This window comes from Streptomyces sp. NPDC001406 (assembly GCF_042895285.1).
GTDB lineage: Bacteria > Actinomycetota > Actinomycetes > Streptomycetales > Streptomycetaceae > Streptomyces.
Genome location: NZ_JBIAWG010000004.1, coordinates 573173 through 599409 on the forward strand (window position 1 = coordinate 573173; position 26237 = coordinate 599409).

Consider the following 26237-nt stretch of genomic DNA (forward strand, 5'->3'; position numbering starts at 1 on the left):
GAGGGACGGACCGCGCCCTTGGTTGCATGCCGGGGCCGTCGTCCGCGGGCGGCGGCCGCCGCGGTCAGTAGACGTCCCGGACGTATCGGCGGTCGGTGCCGAGTTGTTTGACGTACGCCGTCGCGTCCTCCTCCGTCAGCCCGCCGTGCACCACGGCGATGTCCCGCAGTGCCCGGTCCACGTCCTTGGCCATGCGGGAGGCGTCGCCGCACACGTAGAAGTGGGCGCCGTCGCGGAGCCAGGACCACAGCTGGGGGCCGTGTTCGCGCATCCGGTCCTGGACATAGAGCTTGGCCCGCTGGTCCCGGGAGAAGGCGGTGTCGAGGCGGTGCAGGGTGCCGTCGGCCAGGAAGGCGGTCAGCTCCTCCTCGTAGTAGAAGTCGGTGGCCCGGTGCTGCTCGCCGAAGAACAGCCAGTTGGGGGCGCGGTGGCCGCGGGCCCGGCGCTCCTCCAGGAAGCCGAGGAAGGGCGCGACGCCGGTGCCGGGGCCGACCATCACCATGGGTGTCCCCGGGTCGGCGGGCGGCCGGAAGTGCGGCGAGCGCTGGACGTGCACCGGTACGGCCGTGTCCGGCCCGGCGTCGGCGAGGAACGGGGAGCAGACGCCCTGGCGGGGCTTGCCGTGCAGGTTCTCGTAGCGGACGACCGAGACGGTGAGGGACACCTGGTGAGGGTCGGTGAGCGGACTGGAGGATATGGAGTACAGGCGCGGTTGCAGCTTGCCGAGCACGCCGGCCCACTCCTCCGCCTCGGCGCGGATCCCGAACTCGGCGACGACGTCGATCGCCTGCCGCCCCCAGGACCACTTGGCCAGCTCGTCCTTGTTGTCGGGGCGCAGGAGCTTGCGCAACTCGCGTGGGTCGCAGGCGCGTTCGGCGACGAAGCGGAGCAGGTGCGGGGTGATCCGGGTCATGTCCAGATGCCGCAACAGGGCCTCGGAGAAGGGAACTTCACCGACTCCGTCGATCATCACGCCGGTTGCGGCGTCGAGTCCCGTGCCGGACAGCCATTCCTCCACCAGAGCACGGGAGTTGAGGGGGCGAACACCCAGCGCGTCGCCCGCCTCGTAGACCAGCGGGGTCTCGCTGTCGCGGGTGTCGAAGGTGAACCGGCGGACCTCCTTGCCGGCGCCGGGCAGGCTCAGCAGCCGGTTGCCCATGAGGCGCGCGGTGATCGGGGCGGGGCGCTTGGGGCGGGCGGTCACCGGAGCCGGTGCCGGGGCCGGTGTCGGTCCCGAGGTGCCGGTGAGGGCCGTGAGCACCTGGTCGAGCCAGCCGTGTGCGGCCTTCTCGTAGTCCGGTTCGCAGTCCGTGCGCGGTGCGAGCCGTACCGCGCCGAGCTCGTCCATGCGCCGGTCAAGACGCCGGCCGTGGCCGCAGAAGTCGTCGTACGACGAGTCGCCGAGCGCGAGCACCGCATAGCGGCGCCCCTCCAGGCGGTCGACGCCGGGCGCGGCAAGGGTGTCCCAGAAGCCGGCGCCGTTGTCGGGGGCGTCGCCGTCGCCGAAGGTACTGGTGATGAGCAGCAGGTCGGCGTCGGAGGGCAGGGCCGCCGGGTCGGCCTCGTCCATGGCGACGAGGGACGGGGCGTGGCCCTCGGCGGTGAGCCGCTCGGCGGTGGCGGCGGCGAACTCCTCGGCGTTGCCGGTCTGGGACGCCCACAGGATCACGACCCGGCGGCCGACGGCCGGTTCGGCGGCCGGGGCGGCGGCGGTACGGGAGTACATGCCGGCGAGGGTGCCGTTCACCCACAGCGCGTGTTCGGGACTGAACGGGGCGTCCGGCGGCAGGACGGGAACGCCGGGGGCGCCGACCGGGATGCCTGCGAGGAAGCCGACCAGGTACTGCCGTTCGCGGTCGGTGAGGACCGGCGGCGGGGCGGGCTCCAGGCCGAAGACGGAGGCGGCGGAGGGCAGCACGGCCGTAGGCGTGAGAGCACCGGCCGGCGTCTGATCGGTCCCCGGCGTCTGCACGGCGACCGGTGTGGACACCTTGGTCAGCGACACCGCGCACACCTTCAGCTCCGGCTGGAAGGACAGCGGGTCGACGGCGTCGCTGGTCACCGCGTTGACGCTCAGATACTCGCCGAACAGGTCGTTCCAGTGGAAGGGCGCGAAGCAGCAGCCGAGCCGTACCCGGTCGGTGACGACCGCGGGCAGCACGGCCCTGCCGCGCCGGGAGGCGACCTCCACCGAGTCGCCGTCCTCGATGCCGAGCCCGGCCGCGTCCTCGGGGTGCAGTTCCACGAAGGGCCCGGGGTTGAGCTTGTTGAGCTTTGCCACCTTCGCCGTCTTGGTCAGAGTGTGCCACTGGTGCTGGAGGCGGCCGGTGTTGAGGACGTAGGGGTAGTCGTCGTCCGGCAGCTCGGCGGGCGGGAGGTGCGGGCGGGCGTGGAAGACGGCCCGGCCGGTGGCGGTGGGGAAGGTGAGGGTGCCGTCCGTGGCGAGGTACCGGACGGGGTTGCGGTCGGGGCCGTCGGGGGTCGGCGCGGGCCACTGGACGGGGGTGGAGCGCAGCCGCTCGTAGGTGACGCCCCGCAGGTCGTAGCCGGTCTTCGGGTTCCGGGCGCGTTTGATCTCCTCGAAGACCTGCTCGGCGCTGTCGTACGAGAACCCCTTCTCGTAGCCCATCGCGCGGGCGACGGCCGCGATGATCCGCCAGTCCGCCATGGCCTCGCCCGGCGGATCGGCGGCGGGCCGGGCGAGGGTGAGGTTGCGTTCGCTGTTGACGAGAACGCCCTCGGTCTCGGTCCACAGCGCGCCGGGCAGCACGACGTCGGCGTACGCGTTGGTCTCGGTGTCGGTGAAGACGTCCTGGGTGACGACGAACTCGGCGGCCTCCAGGCCCTCGATGACCGTCTTGCGGTTGGCGACGGAGGCGACCGGGTTGGTGCAGATGATCCAGCAGGCCTTGATGTCCCCGTCGGCCATCTTCCGGAACAGCTCGACGGTGCCCTTGCCGACGCCGTCGGCGCGGATCGTGCCCGGGGGCAGCTCCCACAGCTCCTCGACGAAGGCGCGCTCGTCGTCGACGAGGACGGACCGCTGTCCGGGCAGCCCCGGCCCCATGTAGCCCATTTCCCGTCCGCCCATCGCGTTGGGCTGGCCGGTCAGGGAGAAGGGGCCGCTGCCGGGGCGGCAGATCGCTCCGGTCGCGAGGTGGAGGTTGATCAGGGCGTTGGTGTTCCAGGTGCCGTGCGTGGACTGGTTGAGGCCCATCGTCCAGCAGCTGGTCCACTCCCCCGCCTCGCCGATCAGCCGGGCGGCCTCGCGGAGATCGGCCTCGGGGATGCCGGTGAGCTCGGCGACGGTGGCGGGCGGGTAGTCGGCGAGGAACCCGGGCATCGCCTCCCAGCCCTCGGTGTGGGCGGCGATGAAGTCGGGGTCGGTGTGGCCGTTCTCGTGCAGGAGGTGCAGGAGGCCGTTCAGCAGGGCGAGGTCGGTGCCGGGCCTGAGCTGTAGGAAGAGGTCCGCCTTGGCGGCCGTCGCGGTGCGGCGCGGGTCGACGACGATCAGCGTGGCGCCGGCCGACTTCACCCGGTCCATCATGCGCAGGAAGAGGATGGGGTGGCAGTCGGCCATGTTGGACCCGATGACGAGGAAGACGTCGGCCTGGTCGAGGTCCTGGTACGAGCCGGGCGGGCCGTCCGCGCCGAGCGAGAGCTTGTAGCCGGTGCCGGCGCTCGCCATGCACAGCCGGGAGTTGGACTCGATCTGGTTGGTGCGGAAGAACCCCTTGGCCAGCTTGTTGGCGAGGTACTGCGCCTCCAGGCTCAGCTGCCCGGAGACGTAGAGGGCGACGGCGTCCGGGCCGTGCCGGTCGATGATCGCGCGCAGCCGCCGGGCGGTCTCGTCGATCGCCGCGTCCATGGGGGCGGGGACCGGCTCCTCACCCCGTTCGGGCCGGAGCAGGGCCGTGGTCAGCCGGCCGGGGGCGGACAGCATGTCGGCCGTGGTGGCGCCCTTGGTGCACAGCCGCCCGCGGTTCGCCGGGTGCTCCTTGTCCCCGGAGGCCTTCAGTACCGTACGGCGGCCGTCCGGCGCGCGTCCGACGTCGAGGACCATGCCGCAGCCCACGCCGCAGTACGAACAGACCGTCCGCACCGTCGAGCTGCCGTCGGTCCGCGGGTCGGGCGTGGCCACGGGCGCTTCCTCTCCCTGGTGATCGGCCGGTTCGTACAGGGCGAACGTACGTAACGCTGATTACGTCGAGATCACCTCGGCCGATCATCGGGAGTTAAGCCCGCCGCACAGGTCCGGGCGGGCCGTTGTGAGCGGCGCCGCCGGGCTCCGTCCGGCCGGCGAGGAGCCGGAGGGCCTCGGCGGTGTCGGATCCGGGTTCGGCGGTGTAGACGCACAGGGTCTGGTCGGTGTCACCGAGGGGCTGGAAGGACTCGTAGGTGAAGTGGAGGTCGCCGACGAGCGGGTGGCGGTGGTGCTTGGTGCCGTGGGTGCGGCGCAGGACGCGGTGGTCGTTCCACCAGGTGGTGAACTCGGGGCAGCGCAGGGTGAGTTCGCCGATCAGGTCGGCGAGCTGCCGGTCGTGCGGGTGCCGGCCGGCTTCCAGCCGGAGGACGGCGACGGTCTCGGCGCCGGCCCGCTCCCATTCGCCGACGCGTTCGCGGGCCTCGGGGTCCAGGAGGTAGTAGCGAGCCAGGTTGCGGCGGGTCGCGGGCAGGGCCTCGAAGTCGGTCAGGACCTCGCGGGCGAGGCGGTTGGCGGCCAGCACGTCGGTACGACGGCCGAGGATGAGGGCGGGCACATGGTCGAGGGTGTGCAGCACCAGGTGCAGGCCCGGCCGGACCCGCTGAGGGCTGGTGGGTGCGCGGCGCGCGGTGGCGGGGCGGTGGGCCAGCAGGTCGGCGAGGTGTTCGCGCTCAAAGTGGTCGAGCCGGAGCGCGCGGGCGAGGGCCTCGAAGACCTCGGGAGAGGGGTTGTGGGCGCGCCCCTGTTCGATACGGGTGTAGTACTCGGTGCTGACGCCGGCCAGCCGGGCGGCCTCGTCGCGGCGCAGTCCGGGTACGCGGCGGGCCCGGCCGTCGGCGGGCAGTCCCGCCTGGTCGGGGGTGATCCGGGCGCGGCAGGTGCGCAGGAAATCGGCGAGCTCGCGACTTGGTTCTCCCATGCCTTCAGTGTGACCGGGCCGGGCGGGACATGGCCTCGGGTGGGTGGCCCTGCCAGTACCTGCCTCGCGGATACCTGCCCGCTCAGGGCAACTTCCGGCGCCCGGTACGGGCTCGGCGGGCGGTTTGCTGGTGGAGGGCCGAGACGGCGCACGGCTGAGAGCCCCGCTCTCGATCTCTCCCCGCCCTCGGTCTCTCCCTGCCCTGACCTCTCACTGCCTTGAAAGGTGTGTCTCATGACCACGCAGACTTCCGCCCGTCCACTCACCGGCCGGGTCGCGGTCGTCACCGGTGCCTCCAGCGGCATCGGCGAGGCGTCGGCCGAGCATCTGGCCGAGCTGGGCGCCCGGGTCGCCGTCCTGGCGCGGCGCGCGGAGCGGCTGGACGACCTGGTCTCCCGGATCGAGAAGAACGGCGGCCGGGCCCTGGCCCTGGCGGTCGACGTGACCGACGCGGCGGCGGTACGGGCGGCCGCCGTCCGGGTCTCGGCCGAACTGGGCGGCGCCGACCTGCTGTTCAACAACGCGGGCGTCATGCTCCCCGCCCCCGTCGAGCAGGTGGCCGCCGACCAGTGGCAGCACCAGATCGACCTCAACATCACCGGCCTGATGAACGTCATCGGCGCATTCACCCCGCAGTTGGTCGCGGCCGCGGGTGAGCGCGGGGTGGCCGACCTGATCAACACCTCCTCGATCGCGGCGCGGAACGTCTTCCCGACCTTCGCCGTCTACTCCGCGACCAAGGCCTACGTCACCCATCTCTCCCGGCACCTGCGGGCGGAGCTGGGCGCCAAGAACGTCCGGGTCGCGGCGATCGAGCCGGGCATCGTCGGCACCGAGCTGCAGAACCACGTCACCGACGAGGGCGCCCTGGCCTGGCTGGAGGGCTCCCGGCAGACCATCGACTGGCTCACGCCCCAGGACATCGCCCGGACCATCGGGTTCATCGCGTCCCTGCCGGCACGGGTCAACCTCCAGCAGGTCACGGTCATGCCGACGGCGCAGACGGGCTGAGTCCGGCGGACCGGCGGCCCCCGGTGATCTCCGCCGGGGGCCGCGGTGACCCGGCCGCTCAGCCCCAGGCGGTCACCGGCACGAACGAGCTGTCCTGGCGGAACAGGTCGGTGCCGTCCGAAACGTCCACACGGAGCTGGTAGTTGTAGTGGCGCAGGTAGTAACCGGGGTAGTTGTACGACTCGAAGCGCACCGAGCCGGTGGCCGAGCCCACCCGCGCGATGAACGTGGCGTCCTTCGCGAACGTCGTCGTGCCGTCGTTGGCGTCGAAGCGGGCCCGGAAGTTGTAGTGGCGCAGGTAGTTGCCGGACGCGTCGCGGAACGAGTAGCCGTTGGCGTCGGCGAGGCCCGCGACGACCGTGAACGTGGCGGCCTGCTTGTCGGCGGTGGCGCTGGAGCCGCTCACCACCGGCAGGTTGAGCAGGGCGGACTGCTCCGCCCAGTACCGGCTCGGGTAGTTGGCGGACTGGAAGGAGCGGGTGGCGTTCCTGGTGATGCTCGCGCCGCCGGACACCGTCTCCTTGACGACCGTGAAGTGGCGGGCCGTGCCCGAGATGCCCGGCAGTGCCTTCGGCGCGGTCCAGGTGGCGAAGGTGTCGTAGCTGTCGCTGTAGTAGTAGCTGCCGTCGCCGTAGCCGTCGAAGAAGATCCGCCAGCCGCCGTTGTCGAGCTGGATCACCGAGGGGCCCTCGCGATAGCTGCCCCAGCCCGCCCAGTCTCCCGTCCTGGAGATCGTGTACGGGCCGGTGAGGCTGGAGGCGGTGCCGTACTCGATGTACTTGGCCGTCTCGTTCTTGGTGAAGGCGTGGTAGGTGGAGCCGATCCGCACGATGTACGTGTCGATGTGGTTGCTGCCGATGCCGGACAGGGCGACCGGTGAACTCCAGGCGGTGAGGTCGGAGTCGGTGGCCTTCAGCGCATACGGCGTGAAGATCCACTCGTTGTCGGCGGTCGAGCAGGACACGATGACGTGGACGCTGCCGTCGCTGTCCACGAACCACTCGGGCGCCCAGGCGCGCGAGAGGTTGGTGATCGGGACCGGGTAGTCGTACAGGAAGGTCCAGTTCACCCGGTCAAAGCTGCGCGCGAAGCCGATGGTGGTGCTGACGTCCTGCCAGGTGTGCGTGGTGTAGGTGAGGTAGTAGTAGCCGTCCGTGTGCCTGAGGACGCTCGCGTCCCGGATGCGGCCCGCGGCCGGGGTGTACGCGGAGGCCCGCAGCAGGCGGAAGTCGGTGGCGTCGTCGGACTGGTAGACGTTCACCGTGCCGTCGTTGCTGTTGAGGAACGGCACGATGGTGTAGCGGGTGGCGGAGCCGCTCGCGGGGGCGGCGGCCGCGGCCGTGCCGAGCAGTCCGGGCAGTTCGCCCAGGACGAGGGCCGACGCGGGCAGGGCGGCCATCGCGCGGAGCAGGGCGCGACGGGAGGGGGTGGAAGGACGTGGGGTCACGGGCGGCTCTCCCTGGGGCTCGTGCATCTCGGCATACTCAAGACGTCCGAGATTTCGGACGAAGTTCGAGAAGTCGAGCAGAAAGTAGAGGGGAGGCAGGTGCACGTCAATGCTTTCGACACGGCTCGCCGTCACCTGTGCGAAACCTGTACTGCGCCGGCCGTTCCGACGTTACTCTCCGGTAGACAACGTGCTCCGGAGGTGGTCCCGCAATGACGCCCGACCGTGCCCAAGGCCTGGCCGAGTCCGCCCGCGCACTGGCCGCGGGGGAGGTGACCTCCCGTCGGCTGGTCGAGCAGGCCCTCGCCCGCATCAAGGCCACCCAGGGCTCCCTGAACGCCTTCCGGATCGTACGCGGCGAGGCGGCCCTCGCCGAAGCGGACGCCGCCGACCGGGCGTTGGCCGCGGGAGAGCGCGGCCCGCTGCTCGGCGTGCCGGTCGCGGTGAAGGACGACATGGACGTCGCGGGCGAGCCGACCGCCTTCGGCTGCCCGGGCGACTTCCCGCCGGTGGCCGAGGACGGCGAGGCGGTACGGCGGCTGCGCGCGGCCGGAGCCGTGATCGTCGGCAAGACGAACACCTGTGAGCTCGGGCAGTGGCCGTTCACCGAGGGGCCCGCGTTCGGCGACACCCGCAATCCCTGGCACACGGACCACAGCCCGGGAGGCTCCTCGGGCGGCTCGGCGGCGGCGGTCGCCGCGGGGCTCGTCCCGGCCGCGCTCGGCTCCGACGGCGCCGGCTCGGTACGGATCCCGGCCTCCTGGACCCATCTGATCGGCATCAAGCCGCAGCGCGGCCGTATCTCCACCTGGCCGCGCGGCGAGGCCTTCCAGGGCATCACGGTCAACGGCACCCTGGCCCGGACCGTGGCCGACGCGGCCCTGCTCCTCGACGCGGCGAGCGGCAACCACGACCGGGACCCGCACCAGCCGCCCCCGCTGACGGCCTCGGACGCGGTCGGCCGGGACCCCGGGCGGCTGCGCATCGCGCTGTCGCTGAAGCCGCCGTTCACCGCGGTGCCCGCCCGACTCCAGCCCGAGGTGCGGGCCAGGGTCCTCGAACTCGCCGAAAAACTCGCCGCGTTGGGGCACACCGTCGAGGAGGCCGACCCGCCCTACGGCCAGATCGGGCTGACCTTCGTACCGCGTGCCACGGTCGGCATCGCCGAGCACGTCGCCGACACACCCGACCCCGCCCTGCTGGACCGCCGCACCCGGGACGCCGCCCGGCTGGGCCGGCTGCTCGGCGGGGCGCCGCTGCGGGTGGCCCGGCGCGCGGAGGCGGCCCTGCACCGGCGGATCGGCGGCTTCTTCGGGACGTACGACGTGATCCTCGCCCCGACGACGGCCGCTCCCCCGCCCCGTATCGGCTCGATGCTGAAACTGGGCGGCCTGGCCACCGACCGCGCCATCATCGCCGCGTGTCCCTACGCCTGGCCGTGGAACGTCCTGGGCTGGCCCGGGGTGAACGTCCCGGCCGGCTTCGTCGACGGCGGGCTGCCGGTCGGCGCCCAGCTGCTCGGCCCCGCGAACAGCGAGGCCCTGCTGATCTCCGTCGCCGCCCAGCTGGAGGCGGAGCTGCGCTGGCACGAACTGTGGCCGCCGAAGCACGCCGTCGCCGACGCCCCGGCCGCGTGACGGCGCTCGGCCCGTACCCTGTGACCATGGACGATGCGTCGATGGTCGGGCTCATGGGGCGGGTCACCGGAACGATCGGGCCGGGACTCGTCGGCGAGGTGATCGTCCGGGTGCGCGGGGGTGCGGAGCACTTCCTCGCGTACGCCGCGGACGGCGCGGGGCGGCTGGAGCGGGGCACGGTGGTGATGGTGGTGGAGTACCTGCCGCCGAGGACCGTCTACGTCACTGCCGCGTACGACAGTTGAGCATCCGTCGCCCCAGGTGAGGGCCTCGCGTCAAGATTGCAACAAGGATCCGTCAGCATCTTCTCCGTGGGCTTGCGCGGGAGCACACTCCCTTCGTTCGGTGCCGAGAGGGCACCATGCAAAGGGGGCGTATGCCGATGGTTGTCGGCGTCGTTGCGGGGGTGGCGGTCGTTGCCGTCCTCGTGTTGATCGGTGTGTTCAAGATGATGTGGCGGGTCGCCGAACCGAACGAGGCGCTCATCATCTCCGGTTCGAAGCATCGGACCGAGGGTCTTGAGGAGGGCATGGGATTCCGCATCGTCACGGGGCGCGGCACGCTGGTGCTGCCCGGTGTGCAGGCGGTGCGCAAGCTCTCCCTCGACCTGAACGAGACCGAGTTGTCGGTGGACTGCGTGACCCACCAGGGCATTCCGCTGAAGGTGCGGGGTGTGGTCATCTTCAAGGTGGGCGACGACTTCGTGTCGATCGCCAACGCGGCCCGCCGGTTCCTGGACCAGCAGAAGATGATGTCGGAGCGCGTGCACAACGTCTTCGCCGGTCATCTGCGGTCCATCGTGGGCGGACTGACGGTCGAGGACATGATCCGCGACCGGGAGAAGCTCACCGGGCAGACCCGCGCCGCCTGCGGCACGGAGATGGAGAAGCTGGGCCTGATCGTCGACTCGTTGCAGATCCACGAGATCGAGGACCCGACCGGCTACATCCAGAACCTGGCCGCCCCGCACGCGGCGGCCGTCCAGCGGGACGCGCGCATCGCGCAGGCGGAGTCGAATCGTCTCGCCACCGAGGCCGAGCAGCAGTCGTTCGCCCGGATGGCGGAGGCCACCCGGGACAGCGAGATCCTCCAGGCCGGCTACCAGGCCGAGCGGGACAAGGCGGGGGCGAAGGCCCGGCAGGCCGGACCGCTCGCCGACGCGGCCGCCCGGCAGGAGGTCGTCGTCCAGGAGACGCGGGTCGCCGAACTGGAGGCGCACCGGCGCGAGCAGCAGCTCCAGGCGGACATCCGCAAGCCGGCCGACGCCCGGGCCTACGAGAAGCGCACGCTGGCCGAGGCCGAGCGTGACGCGCGTATCTCGGGGGCCCAGGCCAAGGCCAAGGAGACGGAGCTCGCGGCGGCCGCCGAGGCCACCCGGGTCAAGACGGCCGCGAGCGCCGAGGCCGAGGCGACGAAGGCCCGTGGTCAGGCGTCGGCGGCGGCGACCCGGGCCACCGGGGAGGCCGAGGCTGCCGCGGCACAGGCGAAGGGCCTGGCGAACGCCGAGGCGACCAAGGCCAAGGGTCTCGCCGAGGCGGAGGCCATCAAGGCGCGGGCCGCGGCCCTCGCCGAGAACCAGGAGGCGGTCGTCGCCCAGCAACTCGCCGAGAACTGGCCGGAGATCGTGAAGGCCGGCGCGTCCGCCTTCGGCAACGTCGACAACATGGTGTTGCTCAACGGTGCCGACGGCATGGCCGACATGTTCGCCAAGGCGCTCACCATGGGCGGCACCGGTCTTGGCCTCGCGCGTCAGCTGCTGGCCTCGATGAACCAGAACGGACAGGCCCCGAACGGGACTTCGTCCCTCAGCGGGATCGCGACGCCGCCGGCGCAGAAGGTGCCGGTGGAGAAGGAGTAGGTGACGGGCTGACGCGGTCACGGGGGCACCCTTTAAGGTGCCCCCGTGACCGCGTTTACCGAAGAGAACGTTCCGGGCCGCCACGGCCCCACCGCCACCACCGAGGCCGACCCCCGTGCGGTGGGCCGGGTGCGCACCGAGTACTCCCCCGCGCACGACGGCGACCCGGATCCCGGTGAGATCGTGTGGACCTGGGTGCCCTTCGAGGAGAACGACGGGCGGGGCAAGGACCGGCCGGTGCTGGTCGTGGCGCGGGAGGCCGAGGGGACGTTCCTCGCCGTCCAGTTGTCCAGCAAGCGGCACGACGGTGACCGCGAGTGGGTGGCCATCGGCAGCGGGCCGTGGGACCGCACGGGACGCGACTCATGGGTGGACGTCGACCGGGTGCTGCGGCTGCACGAGGAGGGCATGCGCCGGGAGGCGTGCGCGCTGGACCGCGGCCGGTTCAACCTGGTGCGGCAGCGGCTGCACGAGCGCTACGGCTGGACCTGACGCTCCACGAACGTCCGTTCGAAAGCTGCTCGCACCACTGCTCCCGGTGTGCGGTCCAAGATCCCGAACACGATGTGTTCGAAGGTCCCGGCGAACCGCCCGCCGGGCCCGAGCAGCCCATGGAAGGCGCCCGCGACCTGCGCGGGGTCGTTCTGGAAGACTCCGCAGCCCCAGGCACCGAGGACCAGCCGCCGGTAGCCGTGCGCCGCGGCCGTCTCCGGCACCCGCTCGGCACGCACCGCGAGGGCCCGCGGCAGGTCGGGCGCCCGCTGAGGAGTCGTACGCAGGACGACTCCGGCGTTGGGGGCCGGGGAGGTCAGGAATCCGGCCGCGTACGGCTCGTCGAGCAGTCGGCCGCGGTCGTCGCGGAAGACCGGCACGGCCGGTGAGTGGATGACACGGTCCGTGTAGAACGGGTCGCGGTGGGCGCGGTGGTGGTCGTAGAACTCCGGGGCCCGCAGCAGGCACGTATACAGCGCGGAGGCGCGGCACAGGGCCTCCTCCTGGGCCTGGGCGCCGTTCAGATAGCCGCCGCCCGGATTGCGGGCCGAGGCGAAGTTCAGGACGGCGACCGGTCCCGAAAGACGGCGGGCCGCCTCCAGGCTGCTCTCGCCGGTGACCTCCAGGACCGTGGCCGTGGCCGTCGCGGGAGGGAACGGGACCGGGTCGGGCCCGTGCATGCGGGTGCCCGCCCGCGCGGCCTCGATCCCGGCCGCGAGCGACACCTCGTGACCGCCGGGCGCGCGATACGCCCCCTGCGCCACGATCCGCTCGGTCTCCGTCGCGATACCGCGCAGCCGCGCGCTCATGGCGCCACCCCCGTGTGCGCCACGACCGCGTGCCGCGCGGTCTCCCCCGTCGTGTTCATGAACGCATCGTGAGCGATGCCGGTCTTCGGGTGCAACAGAGTTTCCCGGCCCCGGAAACGCGCGGGAAACGGAGATGACGAGTCCCGAACACGCCTATGTGCACCCTTGTGCGAATCGAGGCGAGGGTCTTGGGTGGGACGAGTGCCGCCGGCCGGGGCCCGTCGAACGCCCGACCGGTGGCATCGCGCAATCTCTGAGAGGATCGCGATATGTCCGATACATCCAGTGCCGGTTCGGTGAGTGACTGTAGCGACTGTACGCAGCCACGCACCTCCGTCACCGAAGCCGAGGTGGAGGCCCTGGTCCGGGGCATCTGCTTCAAGACCGGACCGCCCCGCTGCCTCGGGGTCGAAGTGGAATGGCTGGTCCACGAGCTGCGGCAGCCGCAGCTCCCCGTGACACCCGAACGACTCGAAGCGGCCTATGCCGCACTGCGTACCGTGCCCCTGAGGTCGGCGCTCACCGTCGAGCCCGGCGGCCAGCTGGAACTCAGCTCGCCGCCCGCCGCCTCCCTGATGGAGTGCATCGGTACGGTCTCCGCCGATCTGGACGCCGTCCGCGCGGTCCTCGCCGAGGACGGCCTCGGTCTGGTCGGCGTCGGTCACGACCCCTGGCACCTGCCCCGCCGGTTCCTGCGCGATCCGCGCTACGAGGCCATGGAGACCAGTCTCGACCGCAGGGGCACGGCCGGCCGGCACATGATGTGCACCTCGGCCTCCGTCCAGGTGTGCGTGGACGCCGGGTACGAGGAACCCGGCCCGCTGGGCCACGGCCGCCGCTGGTGGCTGGCGCATCAGCTGGGCCCGGTGCTGGTGGCCGCGTTCGCCAACTCCCCGCTGGTGGGACGGCAGCCCACGGGCTGGCTGTCCACCCGGCAGCTGCTGTGGCTGGAGATCGGCCCCGGGCAGGCGGGCGCTCCCCCACTGGACGGGGAGCCGCGCGACGCCTGGGCCCGGCACGTTCTCGACGCCCCGGTGATGTGCGTACGGCACGACGACGGCCCGTGGGAGGTGCCCGAGGGGCTCACCTTCCGGGAGTGGACCCGCTCGAAGGCGCCCCGGCCGCCCACCCGCGAGGACCTCGACTACCACGTCACGACGCTGTTCCCGCCGATCAGACCGCGCGGCCACCTGGAACTGCGCATGATCGACGCACAGCCCGGCGACGACGGTTGGATCGTGCCGCTCGCGGTGACGGCGGCGCTGTTCGACGACCCGGAGGCGGCCGAGACCGCGTACCGGACCGTGAAGCCGCTGGCCGAGCGGGCCCTGTCGCGCCCCGCGCCGCACAATCCGCTGTGGATCGACGCGGCACGGACCGGGCTCGCCGACCCCGAGCTGCGCGAGGCAGCCGTCACCTGTTTCACGGCGGCGCTGGAGGCCCTGCCCCGCCTCGGCGCGACCCACGACGTCACGGACGCCGTCGCGGCGTACCTGAACCGCTATGTCGTCCGGGGCCGCTGCCCCGCCGACGATCTGCTGGACCGTCTGCACGGCACGGAACTCCCCCGGTCTCGGCTCGGCTCGACCGGAGGGACGCCCACCGCCCACGGGAAGGACATCCTCACATGACCGCCCCCGAGACCGACTCCGAGACCCTGCGCCGACGCGCCCTGACCTCGCTCACCGCGGCCCGTGACCGCACCACGCTGCTGACCAGCTGCGTCGAGGAGCCCGACCTCACCGCCCAGCACTCTGCGCTGATGTCCCCGCTGGTGTGGGACCTCGCCCACATCGGCAACCAGGAGGAGCTGTGGCTGCTGCGCTCGGTCGGCGGCCGGGAGGCGATGCGACCCGAGATAGACAGCCTGTACGACGCCTTCGAGCACCCGCGTGCCGAGCGGCCGTCGCTGCCGCTGCTGCCGCCCGCCGAGGCCCGGCGCTACGCGGCCGAGGTGCGCGGACGCGCGCTGGACCTGCTGGAGAGCACGGCGTTCCACGGCACACGGCTGACCGAGGCGGGCTTCGCCTTCGGGATGATCGCGCAGCACGAACAGCAGCACGACGAGACCATGCTGATCACCCATCAGCTCCGCAGGGGCCCGCAGGCCCTCACCGCCCCGGACCCGGACCCGGCACCGCCGTTCACCGGCCCCGCCGAAGTACTGGTCCCCGGCGGCCCGTTCACCATGGGCACCTCCACCGAGCCGTGGTCGCTGGACAACGAACGCCCGGCACACCAGGTCGAGGTGGCGCCCTTCCATCTCGACACCACCCCCGTGACGAACGCCGCCTACCAGGCGTTCATCGAGGACGGCGGCTACGAGCAGGAGCGCTGGTGGACGCCGGAGGGCTGGGAGCACATACGCCGGCACTCCATCACGGCGCCGCTGTTCTGGAGCCGCGACGGCGGGCAGTGGCTCAGGCGCCGCTTCGGCGTCACCGAGGTGGTGCCACCCGACGAGCCGGTGCTGCACGTGTGCTGGTACGAGGCGGACGCCTACGCCCGCTGGGCCGGGCGCCGGCTGCCCACCGAGGCGGAGTGGGAGAAGGCGGCCCGCCACGACCCCGCCCAGGACCGCTCGACGCGCTACCCGTGGGGCGACGCCGATCCGGCGCCGGAACACGCCAACCTGGGCCAGCGCCATCTGCGGCCCGCTCCGGCCGGCAGCTATCCGGCCGGTGAATCCCCGCTGGGGATACGGCAGTTGATCGGCGATGTGTGGGAGTGGACGGCGAGCGACTTCCGGCCGTACCCGGGGTTCGCGGCGTTCCCGTACAAGGAGTACTCGGAGGTGTTCTTCGGGTCCGAGTACAAGGTGCTGCGCGGCGGTTCGTTCGCCGTGGACCCGGTGGCCTGCCGGGGGACGTTCCGCAACTGGGACTACCCGATCCGGCGACAGATCTTCTCCGGGTTCCGCACCGCCCGCTCGGAGAGCGCCTGATGTGCCGTCATCTGGCGTATCTGGGACCCGAGGAGCCGCTGGGCCGGCTGCTCGTGGAGCCCCCGCACGGTCTGTACCGCCAGTCGTGGGCGCCGCGGCGGCAGCGGTACGGGACGGTCAACGCCGATGGCTTCGGGGTGGGCTGGTACGCCCCGGGCGATCCGGTACCGGTCCGCTACCGGCGGGCCGGGCCGATCTGGGCGGACGTCTCCTTCGCCGATCTGGCCCGGGGCGTCCGCACCGCAGCACTGCTCGCCGCGGTGCGCGACGCGACCCTGGCGGGCGCGGACGCGGAGGCCGCGGCGGCACCGTTCGCCGCGGGCCGCTGGCTGTTCAGCCACAACGGCGCCGTCGCGGGCTGGCCGCAGTCGGCGGCGCCACTCGTCCCCGGACTGCCTCCGGTCGATCTGCTGTCCCTGGAGGCGCGCACCGACTCGGCGTTCGTGTGGGCCCTGGTCCTGCACCGGCTGCGGGGCGGCGACGACCTGGGCCGGGCGCTGGCCGGCACGGTGCGGCAGGTCGCCGAGGCGGCCCCGGCCTCCCGGCTCAACCTGCTGCTCACGGACGGCGAGACCGTCGCCGCCACCGCCTGGGGCGACACCCTCTTCTATCTCGCGGAACCCGGCGATCGCACCGTCGTGGCCTCCGAGCCGTACGACGACGACCCGCACTGGCAGGAGGTCCCCGACCGCACGCTGCTCACGGCGAGCCGCGCGGGGGTGCTGCTCACCCCGGTCGAGGACCCGGCTTCCTCCCCCGCTCCCAGCTCCGTTCGAGCGGGGGGACCCCCATCATCGAAGGAGCCTTGTACGTGAGTTCCCTGCACGTCACCCGCACGCTTCCCGAGGACGCGACCGACGCCGCGCTGCGCGCCGACGTCCGGGACGGCCTCACCGTCACTCCCAAGACCCTGCCGCCGAAGTGGTTCTACGACGCCCGGGGCAGCGAGCTGTTCGACAAGATCACCGAACTGCCCGAGTATTACCCGACGCGCGCCGAGCGCGAGATCCTCGTCGCCCGGGCCTCCGAGATCGCGGCAGCCTCCCGCGCCCGCACCCTGGTCGAGCTGGGTTCCGGCTCCTCCGAGAAGACCCGCTTCCTGCTCGACGCGCTCACCGACCTGCACACCTACGTCCCGGTGGACGTCAGCGAGAGCGCGCTCGTCCAGGCCGGACAGGCCCTCGTCGAGGAGCGGCCGGGTGTCGACGTGCACGCCCTGATCGCGGACTTCACCGCCCGGCTGACCCTGCCGGACACGCCCGGTCCGCGGCTGGTCGCCTTCCTGGGCGGCACCATTGGCAATCTGCTGCCCGCCGAGCGCGCCGACTTCCTGGCGTCGGTGCGCGGGCTGCTGTCGCCGGGCGACGCGCTGCTGCTCGGCACGGACCTGGTCAAGGACGAGGAGGTGCTGGTCAGGGCGTACGACGACGCGGCCGGGGTGACGGCCGAGTTCAACAAGAACGTCCTGGCCGTGGTCAACCGCGAACTGGGCGCCGACTTCGATCCGGACGCCTTCGAGCATGTGGCCTTGTGGGACGCCGGGAACGAGTGGATCGAGATGCGGCTGCGCTCCCGTACGGCCCAGACCGTGAAGATCCCCGCGGTCGATCTGGCCGTGGAGTTCGCGGCGGGCGAGGAACTGCGCACCGAGGTGTCGGCGAAGTTCCGGAAGGAGGGGATCTCCGTCGAGCTGGCCGCGGCGGGGCTGACGCCGACCGACTGGTGGACCGACCCGCAGAACCGTTTCGCGCTGTCGCTCAGCACCGTGCGCGAGCACTGAGCGCTGAGCACCGTGCGCGGCCGGTGCGCACCGTGCCCGTCACCGGGCAGGGTGCGGTGCCTCAGCCCAGGTCGGGTGCGAGGGCCTCGGTGATCCGCCGGGAGGCGCGGCGCGCCTCGGTCGCCGGGTCCGCGCCGCCCAGCACCCTGGTCATGTACTCCTTGATCGGGTTGTCGGCCTCGACCGCGGTCCACTGAGGGGTGCTGGGGGTCGCCCGGCCGTGCGCGGCACCGGCCGCCATGGCGGCGACCCCCTCGGCCCCGGCGACCGCGCTCGCCAGGGTCGTCTTGTTGGGGACGTAGTTCATGGTGCGGGCCAGCTCGGTGTCCCACTTGGCCCCGGCGAGCGCCCCGACCACGGCCGCGGCGTCGTACGGCCGGTCGGTGTTCTGCGGTACGACGAGGTCGGAGCCGCCGGTGAAGACGGTGCCGGGACGGCCCGCGGTCTTGCCGGGGACGGGGAAGTAGCCCAACTGGTCTGCGAGCGCGGGGTTCTGCTGCACGATGGCCTGGGCGAGTCCCGGCACGGCCACGATCTGCGCCACCTTGCCGTCCGCGAACACGCCCGCCTGGGGCGGGTGTTCCTCGTCCGCACCGACGGGTCCCCGGCCCAGCGCCTGCAACCGGCGGTAGAACTCCATGCCGCGCAGGGCGGCCGGGGTCTCCAGGGTGCCCTTCCAGCGTCCGTCCGCCTCCCGGGCGAGGTCGCCGCCCTCGTCCCAGATGAACCCGGAGAGGGTGTACCAGTCCTGACCGGCGAGGTAAATGCCCTGGTTGCCGCCGGAGTTGAGCTTCTGGGTGTCGGTGAGCCACTCCTCGCGGGTCTTCGGCGGCGCGTCGATGCCGGCCTTCTCGAACAGGTCCTTGCGGTAGATGACGACGCGGTTGGCCGCGTACCAGGGGATGCCGTACTGCTGGGTGTTGTCCCGTCCGGGTTCGGCGAGGCCGGGCAGCCAGTGCGACATCCCCCAGTCGCGCGCGGACTCCAGCGTCAGGTCGGTGAGCCGGCCGTCCTCGACGTACTGCGGGACCTGGGTGTTGCCGACCTCGATGACGTCGGGGCCGTCCTTGGACTGTGCCTTCAGGGCCGACTGCACCTTGTCGACGATGCCGGTCCACTGCTGGATGCGGATGTCGAGCCGGATGCTCTTGTGCGTGCGCTCGAAGTCCTCGGTGAAGCGGCGCAGGAACTCCTTCGACGCGCTGTCCTTCATCAGCCACACCGTGACCGTGTGGCGCTCGTTCCCGCCGGGCAGGACGCCGCAGCCGGTGGCGAGGGAGGCGGAGACACAGATGAGGGCGAGCAGCCGTCGGCGCACCGGTTCGTGACTCACGAGGGGTCCTGTTCTGTCTGCGGACAGGGGAAGAGGCCCGACGTGGGGGGACGAGCGTGGGGCTCGTACGGGTGTGGAGGATTTTGGTATGGACCAATGCGGCGGTCAAGGGCTACCGGGGGTAGCGCCGTGACGCCTCGCGCTCCGCCTCCACATACGGCACGGTGGAGTGACGCGTGACACATCCGTCACGGAGAGAGAGGAGCACCCACATGACCAATCACACCTACCGGGTCACGGAGATCGTCGGCACCTCCCCCGAGGGCGTCGACAAGGCCATCCGCAACGGCATCGCCCGCGCCGCCCAGACCGTGCGCAATCTGGACTGGTTCGAGGTGACACAGGTCAGGGGCCAGATCGAGAACGGGCAGATCGAGCACTGGCAGGTCGGCCTGAAGGTCGGCTTCCGCATCGAGGACGAGACCTGACCCGACCCGGGACGGGACCTGACGTGCCCGGCCGGCTCAGGTCCGCCCCTCCCGCTCCTGGGCGTCCTCCAGGGCGGCCGACCGGTCGGCCCAGCGCGCCCGTACGACGGTGAATCCGGCCCGTTCGGCGTCCTCGCACACCAGCTTGTCGTCGTCCACCAGGACCCGGATCTCGCGGTCACGGGCGAGTCGCCGCAGGATCTCCAGCTTGGTGTGACGGGCGCCCCGGCGGTCGGCGTCGCGCCGCATGAAGACACGTCCCTCGGGCAGCCCCTGGGCGGCCAGCCAGTCGACCGTGTCGGGCCGGCACCGCTCGGGCCGCCCGGTGAGATACACGACCTCGCACTCCCGCGCGCACTCCAGCACCAGCGCCACGCCCTCGGCGAGCGGCGGATCCAGCGACGCCGCGCCGAAGAAGCCCTCCCAGTCCCGCGGCTTGTCCTGAAGAAACCGCTGCCGGTGCGCGGTGTCGGCGAGCGTGTTGTCGAGATCGAACACGGCGAGCGGTCGCGTACTGCTGTCAGTCACCCGGCCACCCTAATAGGCGACGACTCCCGGAACCCGGGCGGAGGAACGCACGGCCCCCCCGGCACACGGCACCGAGCCGATGGATCATGCTTCTCCCATGCCTTCCGCCCTTCCCGCCCCCCGCACGGTCCTGCTCGGCGCCGCCCGCAGGCGCCCCTGCACCCTCGTCGTGTGCCGGGGCTGCTGCTGCGGTGACCCGCGCAAGCATCCCGGCACGGACCACGCCGGGCAGCTCGACCGGCTGCGCACGGCCGCGGCCGAGCACGGCTTCCAGATCCGTACGACCGACTGCCTGGGCCCCTGCGACCAGGCCAACGTCATCGTCGTACAGCCCTCGGCCGCGGGCCGCCGGGCCGGGGGCGGGCCCACCTGGATCGGCTTCGCCATGGACGACGACTGCACACAGGAGGTCGTGGAGTGGGCGGCGGCAGGCGGTCCGGGAGTCGCGGAGCCGCCGTTGACGCTGGAGTTGCAGTTCATCCGTCCACCGCGGGGCGCGCGGGCCCGTTCGCGGCGCTGACCACGACGGCCACCGGGAGGAATCCCACGGGCGCTGCGGTGTTGTACCCCGTATGAGTTCCGCTGTCGCCTCGGCCCGCTTCTCCGTTCTCGACCGCTCCCGCACCCGGGAGGGACACACGCACGCCGAGGCGCTGCGCGACACCGTCGTGCTGGCGCGGGAGCTGGAGGCGCTCGGGTATCACCGGCTCTGGGTCTCCGAACACCACGGCGTGCCCGGTGTCGCCGGGTCCGCGCCGACCGTGCTGGCCGCCGCGGTGGCCGCGGCCACGCGCACGATCCGGGTCGGCACCGGCGGAGTGATGCTGCCGAACCACCAAACCCTGGTCGTGGCCGAGCAGTTCGGGGTGCTGGAGTCGCTGTTCCCGGGGCGGATCGACATGGGTCTGGGCCGGTCCGTGGGCTTCACCGACGGGGTGCGCAGGGCGCTGGGACGCGGCAAGGACGACGCGGAGGACTTCGCGGCACAACTGGACGAACTGCTCGGCTGGTTCGAGGGGACCTCCCCCACCGGGGTGCACGCGCGTCCGGCGGAGGGGCTGCGCGTGCCGCCGTTCGTGCTGGCCATGGGCGAGGGTGCCGGCATCGCGGCCCGCGCCGGGCTGCCCATGGTGATCGGCGACCTCCGCAACCGGGAGAAGATGCTGCGCGGCATCGACCACTACCGCGCCCGCTTCCGGCCCTCGCCCTGGGCGTCGCAGCCGTACGTCGTCGTCTCCGGCGCGATCGCGGTGGCCGCCACTCCCGAGGAGGCCCGGCGCCTGCTCGTCCCGGAGGCCTGGTCCATGGCGTACGCGCGCACCCACGGCACGTTTCCGCCCCTGCCGCCCGCCGAGCGGATCGAGTCCCGCACGATGACCGCGAAGGAGCGCGGCCTGTACGAGTCCGGTCTGACCGGGCACATCGCGGGCACCGAGGAGCAGGTGGCCGACGAGCTGGAAATGCTGTTGAAGGACACCGGCGCCCAGGAGATCCTCGTCACGACCAGCACGCACGACCGACCAGCGCTGCTGGACTCCTACCGGCGGCTCGCCGGGATCGCGAACCTGGAGGGTCCTCAGACGGCGGCCGCTTGATCCGTCCGGATCGTAATCGTTCCGTCGGCCGCGTCCACCACGGCCCGGTCGCCCGCGTTCAGCTGACCGGACAGGAGCAGGTCGGCGAGTCGGTCGTCGACCTCGCGCTGGATGGTGCGGCGCAGTGGGCGGGCGCCGAACTCCGGCTGGTGGCCGATGTTCGCGAGCAGGTCGGCGGCCGCGTCGGTGACCTCCATCGAGACGTCCTGGGCGTGCAGCCGGCGCCGGGTGTGTTCCAGCAGCAGGTCGACGATCTGGCGCAGCTGGGCGCGGTCCAGGCCGCGGAAGACGATGATCTCGTCGATGCGGTTGAGGAACTCGGGCCGGAAGTGCCGGTTCAGGATCGTCGTCACCGACTCGCGGACCTTCGTGTAGTCCTCGACGCCGGACGTCAGGATCCGGTCGGCGCCGATGTTCGACGTCATGATCACGACGGTGTTCTTGAAGTCCACCGTGCGGCCCTGGGAGTCGGTGAGGCGGCCGTCGTCGAGCAGTTGCAGCAGGGTGTTGAAGACGTCCGGGTGCGCCTTCTCGACCTCGTCGAGCAGCAGGACGGCGTACGGCTGCCTGCGCACGGCCTCGGTGAGCTGGCCGGCCTCCTCGTGACCGACGTATCCGGGAGGGGCCCCGACCAGCCGGGAGACGGTGTGCCGCTCCTGGAACTCGCTCATGTCCAGGCGGATCATGCGGTTCTCGTCGCCGAAGAGGGCGGCGGCGAGCGCGCGGGCCAGTTCGGTCTTGCCCACGCCGGTGGGGCCGAGGAAGAGGAAGCTGCCGACGGGGCGGTTGGGGTCGCTCATGCCGGCGCGGGCGCGGCGGACGGCCCGGGCGACCGCGGTGATCGCCTCGTCCTGGCCGACGACCCGCTCGTGGAGGTGCTCCTCCAGCTTCATCAGCCGCTCCCGCTCCTCCTCGGTGAGCTGGGCGACGGGGATGCCGGTGGTGCGGGAGACGACCTCGGCGATGTCCTCGGCGGTGACCTTGGGCGCGTGCTCCTCGGCCCGGTCCGACCCGGCCAGTTGCTCCTCGGCGTCCTTGATCCGGTCGCGCAGTTCCTTGGCGCGCTCGTACTCCTCGTCGGCGACCGCCTGGTCCTTCTCCCGGTTGAGGGCGGCGATCCGGTCCTCGATGTCCCGGGTGTCCGACAGGGGTGTCTTGGACCGCAGCCGGACGCGGGCGGCGGCCTGGTCCATCAGGTCGATGGCCTTGTCGGGCAGGAAGCGGGAGGTGATGTAGCGGTCGGACAGCTCGGCGGCGGCGACGAGCGCCTCGTCGGTGATACGGACCTGGTGGTGGGCCTCGTAGCGGTCGCGCAGACCGCGGAGGATCTCGATGGTGTCGTCGACGGTGGGCTCGCCGACCAGGATGGGGGCGAAGCGGCGCTCCAGCGCGGCGTCCTTCTCGATGTGCCTGCGGTACTCGTCGACGGTCGTCGCGCCGATGAGGTGCAGTTCACCGCGGGCCAGGGCGGGCTTGAGCATGTTGCCCGCGTCCAGGGCGCCCTCGCCGCCCCCGCCTGCGCCCACGACGGTGTGCAGCTCGTCGAGGAACAGCACCAGTTCGTCGCTGTGCTCGCCCACCTCGTCGAGCAGTTTCTTCAGCCGCTCCTCGAACTCGCCCCGGTACTTGGTCCCGGCCACCATCCCGGCCAGGTCCAGGGAGACGAGCCGCTTGCCCTCCAGGGTCTTGGGGACGTCGTCCGCGGCGATGCGCTGGGCGATGCCCTCGACGATGGCGGTCTTCCCGACGCCGGGGTCGCCGATGAGGACCGGGTTGTTCTTGCTGCGCCGAGAGAGCACCTCAATCGTCTGTTCGACTTCCTCGTCCCGTCCGATGACGGGGTCGAGCCGCCCGGCCCGGGCGTCCTCGGTGAGGTCGCGGCCGTACTCGTCGATGGTCGGCGTGCTGCTGGGCTTGCGGCGCTCCGCCGCCCCCTCCGCGGGCAGCCGGGTCGGCTCCCAGCCGCTGTCGCTGAGCTCCCGCGCGGCCACCGACTCCGGGTTCGCGGCGAGTGCCCGCAGCAGATGCTCGGGGCCGATGTAGGAGGCGCCCTCGGCGCGGGAGATCTGGTAGGCGTCCAGCAGCGCGCGCTTGGCGGCCGGGGTCAGCGTGGTGGGCTCGGACTTCTCGGCGCCGCCCGGGGCCGTGCCGAGCCGCTCCCGGATCCGGTCGGGGTCCGCGCCCGCCTCGGTCAGCAGCCGGCGGGTGGATTCGTGCTCGGTGGCGGCGGCCAGCAGGTGCCGTGCGTCGAGCTCCTCGCTGCCCTCCACGGCGGCGATGTCGCGTGCGTCCGCGACCAGCTCGCGGGCACGCTCCGACAGCAGGCTGCCGATGTCGACCCGCTGCACCCGCCTGCCGGACGAGGCCGGGCCGGATCCACCGAAGAAGCGATTCATGAGGTCGTCGAACTCTTCGAAGGGGCTGCGTCCGAAACCGAAACCGGGAGTAGTCATGGGAGCGGGCCTTTCTGGTGCGCCAGGCATACGCGCCTTCCAAATTCGCACAGGGCGGGCACCCCCGCACGGCGACGGCCGCCGAGATGCGGACGGCGCCCGGGCCGACCAGGCTTGGAGAGGGAACGTCTACCGGCTGGGAGGACCCCATGTCCTTCATGGACAAGATCAAGGGAATGCTCAAGGGCCACGAGGACATGGCCTCCAAGGGCATCGACAAGGGCGGCGACCACGTCGACCAGAAGACCGGGAACAAGTACCAGTCCCAGGTCGACACCGCACAGCAGAGGCTGAAGGACGAGCTCGGAGGCCAGGAGCGGGACCTCCCGCCGCACCCGTAAGGCCCCACTCCTGGGGGGCGCTGCGGGCGCCGGGCTAGAATCGCGGGGTTTGTCCCCGCCCGGCCGGCCCGTACGGAGTACCCCCCATGCACAGCGCCCACGACCCGTACGTCCGTGTCCGCGGCGCCCGCGAGCACAACCTCAAGGGCGTCGACGTGGACATCCCGCGGGACGTGCTGGCCGTGTTCACCGGCGTGTCCGGCTCGGGGAAGTCGTCGCTGGCGTTCGGCACCATCTACGCGGAGGCACAGCGTCGCTACTTCGAGTCGGTGGCGCCCTATGCCCGCCGGCTGATCCATCAGGTGGGCGCGCCGAAGGTCGGGGAGATCACCGGGCTGCCGCCCGCGGTCTCGCTCCAGCAGCGCCGCTCCTCCCCGACCTCCCGCTCGTCGGTCGGCACGGTCACCAACCTCTCCAACTCGCTGCGCATGCTGTTCTCGCGGGCCGGTGACTACCCGCCGGGAGCCGAGCGGCTCGACTCCGACGCCTTCTCCCCCAACACGGCGGCCGGGGCCTGCCCCGAGTGCCACGGTCTCGGTCAAGTGCACCGTACGACCGAGGAGTTGCTGGTCCCCGACCCGTCGCTGTCGATCCGTGAGGGCGCGATCGCCGCCTGGCCGGGCGCCTGGCAGGGCAAGAACCTGCGCGACATCCTCGACGCCCTCGGACACGACGTGGACCGGCCCTGGCGCGAGCTGCCGGCCGAGCGGCGGCGGTGGATCCTGTTCACGGAAGAGCAGCCGGTCGTCACGGTGCATCCGGTGCGGGACGCCGACCGGATCCAACGGCCGTACCAGGGCACGTACATGAGCGCCCACCGGTATGTGATGAAGACGTTCTCGGACTCCAAGAGCGCGTCCCTGCGGGCGAAGGCGGAGCGCTTCCTCACCAGCGCGCCCTGTCCGGTGTGCGGCGGCGGCAGGCTGCGGCCCCGGGCACTTGCGGTGACCTTCGCGGGCCGTACGATCGCGGAACTGGCCGCGCTGCCGCTCGCCGAGCTGGCCGGACTGCTCGACGGCACGTCACAGACCGCGCGTGTCCTCACCGAGGACCTCAAGTCCCGTATCGCGCCGGTCGTCGAGCTCGGCCTCGGCTATCTCAGTCTCGACCGCGCCACGCCGACCCTGTCTGCGGGCGAGCTGCAACGGCTGCGGCTGGCCACCCAGTTGCGATCCGGGCTGTTCGGTGTGGTGTACGTCCTCGACGAGCCGTCGGCAGGTCTGCACCCGGCGGACACCGAGGCCCTCCTCACGGTCCTGGCCCGGCTGAAGGCCGCGGGCAACTCGGTGTTCGTGGTGGAGCACCACCTGGACGTGATGCGCGGCGCCGACTGGCTGGTGGACGTGGGCCCGCGCGCGGGCGAGCACGGCGGACAGGTGCTGCACAGCGGCCCGGTGACGGCGCTCGCGGGGGTCGACGGGTCGGCGACGGCGCGCTTCCTCTTCGGCCGCTCGCCCGCACCGGTGCGTCAGGTCCGGGCTCCGCGGGGCTGGTTGACGGTCGGTCCGGTGACCCGGCACAACCTGCGCGAGGTGACGGCCGAGTTCCCGCTCGGTGTGTTCACCGCGGTCACGGGTGTCTCGGGCTCCGGAAAGTCCACGCTCATCGGCGAGATCACCGAGGAGGCGGCCGGGGGCGGCCGGCTGGTGTCGGTGGACCAGAGGCCGATCGGACGCACCCCGCGCTCCAACCTCGCCACGTACACCGGTCTGTTCGACGTCGTACGGAAGGTGTTCGCGGCCACCGACGACGCTCGCGCACGGGGCTACGGCGTGGGGAGGTTCTCCTTCAACGTGGCGGGCGGGCGCTGTGAGACCTGCCAGGGCGAGGGGTTCGTGAGCGTCGAGCTGCTCTTCCTGCCGAGCACCTACGCGCCGTGCCCGGACTGCGGCGGGGCGCGCTACAACCCCGAGACGCTCGAAGTGACGTACCGGGGACGGAACATCGCCCAGGTGCTGGACCTGACCGTGGAGAGTGCGGCGGACTTCTTCGCGGACACCCCGGCCGTGGCCCGCAGCCTGGGCACGCTGCTCGACGTGGGGCTCGGCTATCTGCGGCTCGGGCAGCCCGCGACCGAGCTGTCCGGCGGGGAGGCCCAGCGCATCAAGCTGGCGAGCGAACTCCAGCGCGCCCGCCGGGGTCACGCCCTCTACCTCCTCGACGAGCCGACGACCGGCCTCCACCCGGCCGATGTCGAGGTGCTGATGCGCCAGCTGCACGGCCTGGTCGACGCCGGGCACACGGTCGTGGTCGTCGAACACGACATGACGGTCGTAGCGGCCGCGGACTGGGTGATCGACCTGGGCCCGGGCGGCGGCGACGAGGGCGGCCGGATCGTGGCGGCAGGCTCACCGAACGAGGTGGCACAAGCCCCGGGAAGCGCCACGGCGCCGTACCTACGGCGGGCACTCCCCGAGTGACTGAGTTCCTCCTCACGGGCCAAACGGGCCCGTGCGCG

At 72.1% G+C, this 26237-nt stretch carries 21 protein-coding genes; 14 read left to right on the top strand and 7 right to left on the bottom strand.

Going from position 1 to position 26237, the window contains the following annotated elements:
- Positions 1–64: 64 nt before the first annotated feature.
- Entirely contained in the window at positions 65–4063 is a 3999-nt protein-coding gene (locus tag ACFY1J_RS12910; RefSeq protein WP_390731230.1) for a molybdopterin-dependent oxidoreductase, read from the bottom strand.
- 172 nt (positions 4064–4235) lie between these two features.
- On the bottom strand, positions 4236–5123 hold the full coding sequence (locus ACFY1J_RS12915) for a helix-turn-helix domain-containing protein (protein WP_390705772.1): 888 nt from the start codon (positions 5121–5123) through the stop codon (positions 4236–4238).
- Positions 5124–5357: 234 nt separating this feature from the next.
- On the opposite strand from ACFY1J_RS12915, the gene ACFY1J_RS12920 reads away from it, so the two are divergent.
- Positions 5358–6134, top strand: a complete 777-nt coding sequence (locus ACFY1J_RS12920; protein ID WP_390705771.1) for an SDR family oxidoreductase — start codon at positions 5358–5360, stop codon at positions 6132–6134.
- 58 nt (positions 6135–6192) lie between these two features.
- Here ACFY1J_RS12920 and ACFY1J_RS12925 read toward each other — a convergent pair whose 3' ends face one another.
- Complete coding sequence (locus ACFY1J_RS12925; RefSeq protein WP_390731213.1) at positions 6193–7581, bottom strand: glycoside hydrolase family 43 protein; 1389 nt, start codon at positions 7579–7581, stop codon at positions 6193–6195.
- A gap of 212 nt (positions 7582–7793) precedes the next feature.
- On the opposite strand from ACFY1J_RS12925, the gene ACFY1J_RS12930 reads away from it, so the two are divergent.
- From ACFY1J_RS12930 to ACFY1J_RS12945, 4 genes are all read left to right on the top strand, one after another.
- The gene (locus ACFY1J_RS12930) at positions 7794–9218 is read left to right on the top strand and encodes an amidase (protein ID WP_390705769.1); all 1425 of its coding nucleotides are present in this window, start codon (positions 7794–7796) and stop codon (positions 9216–9218) included.
- 26 nt (positions 9219–9244) lie between these two features.
- Positions 9245–9463 carry a hypothetical protein gene (locus ACFY1J_RS12935; RefSeq protein WP_390705768.1) on the top strand — a complete coding sequence of 73 codons (219 nt, stop codon included), beginning with the start codon at positions 9245–9247 and terminating at the stop codon, positions 9461–9463.
- A 131-nt stretch (positions 9464–9594) separates the two neighbouring features.
- A complete protein-coding gene (locus ACFY1J_RS12940) occupies positions 9595–11076 on the top strand; it encodes an SPFH domain-containing protein (RefSeq protein ID WP_390705767.1) in 1482 nt (493 codons plus the stop codon).
- 45 nt (positions 11077–11121) lie between these two features.
- Positions 11122–11568 carry a type II toxin-antitoxin system PemK/MazF family toxin gene (locus ACFY1J_RS12945; RefSeq protein ID WP_363298186.1) on the top strand — a complete coding sequence of 149 codons (447 nt, stop codon included), beginning with the start codon at positions 11122–11124 and terminating at the stop codon, positions 11566–11568.
- On the opposite strand, the gene ACFY1J_RS12950 is transcribed toward ACFY1J_RS12945, so the two are convergent.
- Complete coding sequence (locus tag ACFY1J_RS12950) at positions 11553–12377, bottom strand: TIGR02452 family protein (protein WP_390731214.1); 825 nt, start codon at positions 12375–12377, stop codon at positions 11553–11555. The genes ACFY1J_RS12945 and ACFY1J_RS12950 overlap by 16 nt on opposite strands.
- A 269-nt stretch (positions 12378–12646) precedes the next feature.
- Here ACFY1J_RS12950 and egtA point away from each other — a divergent pair, with 269 nt between their 5' ends.
- Genes egtA through egtD form a run of 4 tightly spaced genes read left to right on the top strand, consistent with a single transcriptional unit; the run spans position 12647 to position 17101 of the window.
- Entirely contained in the window at positions 12647–14008 is a 1362-nt protein-coding gene (gene egtA / locus ACFY1J_RS12955; protein WP_390705765.1) for an ergothioneine biosynthesis glutamate--cysteine ligase EgtA, read from the top strand.
- Positions 14005–15321: an ergothioneine biosynthesis protein EgtB gene (gene egtB, locus ACFY1J_RS12960; RefSeq protein WP_390705764.1), complete on the top strand. Its 1317-nt coding sequence runs from the start codon at positions 14005–14007 to the stop codon at positions 15319–15321. Before egtA ends, egtB begins: the two co-directional genes overlap by 4 nt.
- Positions 15321–16136 carry an ergothioneine biosynthesis protein EgtC gene (egtC, locus tag ACFY1J_RS12965; protein WP_390705763.1) on the top strand — a complete coding sequence of 272 codons (816 nt, stop codon included), beginning with the start codon at positions 15321–15323 and terminating at the stop codon, positions 16134–16136. The genes egtB and egtC overlap by 1 nt, the downstream gene beginning before the upstream one ends.
- Entirely contained in the window at positions 16133–17101 is a 969-nt protein-coding gene (egtD, locus tag ACFY1J_RS12970) for an L-histidine N(alpha)-methyltransferase (RefSeq protein WP_390705762.1), read from the top strand. Before egtC ends, egtD begins: the two co-directional genes overlap by 4 nt.
- Positions 17102–17162: 61 nt before the next feature.
- Here egtD and ACFY1J_RS12975 read toward each other — a convergent pair whose 3' ends face one another.
- Positions 17163–18419 (bottom strand): extracellular solute-binding protein, encoded by a 1257-nt coding sequence (locus ACFY1J_RS12975; RefSeq protein WP_390706240.1) that lies wholly within the window; start codon positions 18417–18419, stop codon positions 17163–17165.
- A 227-nt stretch (positions 18420–18646) separates the two neighbouring features.
- On the opposite strand from ACFY1J_RS12975, the gene ACFY1J_RS12980 reads away from it, so the two are divergent.
- A complete protein-coding gene (locus ACFY1J_RS12980; RefSeq protein ID WP_390705761.1) occupies positions 18647–18862 on the top strand; it encodes a dodecin in 216 nt (71 codons plus the stop codon).
- A gap of 36 nt (positions 18863–18898) precedes the next feature.
- Here the strand turns inward: ACFY1J_RS12980 and ACFY1J_RS12985 are convergent, their stop codons facing one another.
- On the bottom strand, positions 18899–19390 hold the full coding sequence (locus ACFY1J_RS12985; protein WP_390705760.1) for a hypothetical protein: 492 nt from the start codon (positions 19388–19390) through the stop codon (positions 18899–18901).
- A gap of 97 nt (positions 19391–19487) precedes the next feature.
- Here ACFY1J_RS12985 and ACFY1J_RS12990 point away from each other — a divergent pair, with 97 nt between their 5' ends.
- Both ACFY1J_RS12990 and ACFY1J_RS12995 read left to right on the top strand, forming a co-directional pair.
- Entirely contained in the window at positions 19488–19910 is a 423-nt protein-coding gene (locus ACFY1J_RS12990; protein ID WP_390705759.1) for a (2Fe-2S) ferredoxin domain-containing protein, read from the top strand.
- A gap of 52 nt (positions 19911–19962) precedes the next feature.
- Positions 19963–20985 carry an LLM class flavin-dependent oxidoreductase gene (locus tag ACFY1J_RS12995; protein ID WP_390705758.1) on the top strand — a complete coding sequence of 341 codons (1023 nt, stop codon included), beginning with the start codon at positions 19963–19965 and terminating at the stop codon, positions 20983–20985.
- On the opposite strand, the gene ACFY1J_RS13000 is transcribed toward ACFY1J_RS12995, so the two are convergent.
- Complete coding sequence (locus ACFY1J_RS13000) at positions 20967–23438, bottom strand: ATP-dependent Clp protease ATP-binding subunit (RefSeq protein WP_390705757.1); 2472 nt, start codon at positions 23436–23438, stop codon at positions 20967–20969. The two genes, ACFY1J_RS12995 and ACFY1J_RS13000, sit on opposite strands and share 19 nt — an antisense overlap.
- Positions 23439–23587: 149 nt before the next feature.
- On the opposite strand from ACFY1J_RS13000, the gene ACFY1J_RS13005 reads away from it, so the two are divergent.
- Complete coding sequence (locus tag ACFY1J_RS13005) at positions 23588–23779, top strand: antitoxin (RefSeq protein ID WP_390705756.1); 192 nt, start codon at positions 23588–23590, stop codon at positions 23777–23779.
- Positions 23780–23865: 86 nt separating this feature from the next.
- The gene (locus ACFY1J_RS13010; RefSeq protein ID WP_390705755.1) at positions 23866–26199 is read left to right on the top strand and encodes an ABC transporter; all 2334 of its coding nucleotides are present in this window, start codon (positions 23866–23868) and stop codon (positions 26197–26199) included.
- Positions 26200–26237: the final 38 nt, after the last annotated feature.